This is a genomic window from Mycobacterium sp., assembly GCF_008709575.1.
Taxonomy (GTDB): Bacteria; Actinomycetota; Actinomycetes; order Mycobacteriales; family Mycobacteriaceae; genus Mycobacterium.
Genome location: NZ_VYIK01000340.1, coordinates 1 through 700, shown reverse-complemented (window position 1 = coordinate 700; position 700 = coordinate 1). Strand labels below are relative to the sequence as shown.

The 700-nt window shown below is 65.7% G+C and carries 1 protein-coding gene and 1 pseudogene; both read right to left on the bottom strand.

Annotation, left to right across the window (positions count from 1 at the left end; translation table 11 throughout):
* Positions 1 to 420, bottom strand: a 420-nt coding sequence (locus F6Q13_RS18825; protein ID WP_293059759.1) for an alpha/beta hydrolase fold domain-containing protein, incomplete at its 3' end; no start/stop codon positions are given.
* A pseudogene (locus F6Q13_RS18820) lies at positions 417 to 700 on the bottom strand (hypothetical protein); the annotation flags it as partial. The pseudogene F6Q13_RS18820 and the gene F6Q13_RS18825, both read right to left, overlap by 4 nt.

The following is a 700-nucleotide window of genomic DNA, read 5'->3' as shown; positions in this document are numbered from 1 at the left end:
GGCGTCGTTGAGGGCGGCGGGGTACGGATGAAGCGGCGGCGTTCGATAGTCCACCCCCCACGTGAGCATTCCCATGGACATCGCGGTCCTGCTCGTTGTGGCGCGGCACGCGTCCCCGCCGCCGACGAGTAGGGCTCCGGGGTGCATCCAGAGATAGAGCGGCTCGCCGGCCTTGTCCTGGATTCCGTGGGGTCGAGCGGCGTACACGGTGACACCGTCCACGTTGACGTCGTCGACCGTGACGGGCAGTTCGGCGGCCGGGAACTGCCGGGCCGTGTGGAGATTCGCCTGCTTGACCATAGCGAGCCAGGCATCGGTGTCCTCTGCGGCCGGATAGGACCTGTCGACGCCCCGGACGGCGAGCCATTTCTGCGCCGGTTCACTGATTGTGGACGGCGCCGGGAAGGTGCGATCAGTCATGACTGAAGTCCTGCCGAAGCAGCCGGCACGTTAGGACTCGACTCAGTGATGGCGCGGCGTACTTCGGGGACGATCTCGTGCATCCAGCGATGAATCGCCGATTCTGGTTGACCGACGGGGAGGTAGACGATGCCGGCGGCGTCGTAATCAAAGACTGCTGAGGTCAATTCATCGATCCACTGGTCGGTGGAACCTCCGATCCAGCGGCCGTCCTCATCGCGCGGCTTCGCCACGGCGCGGTCGGTGATCTGGCCGCCCGCGGTGTAGACGGTGACGATGT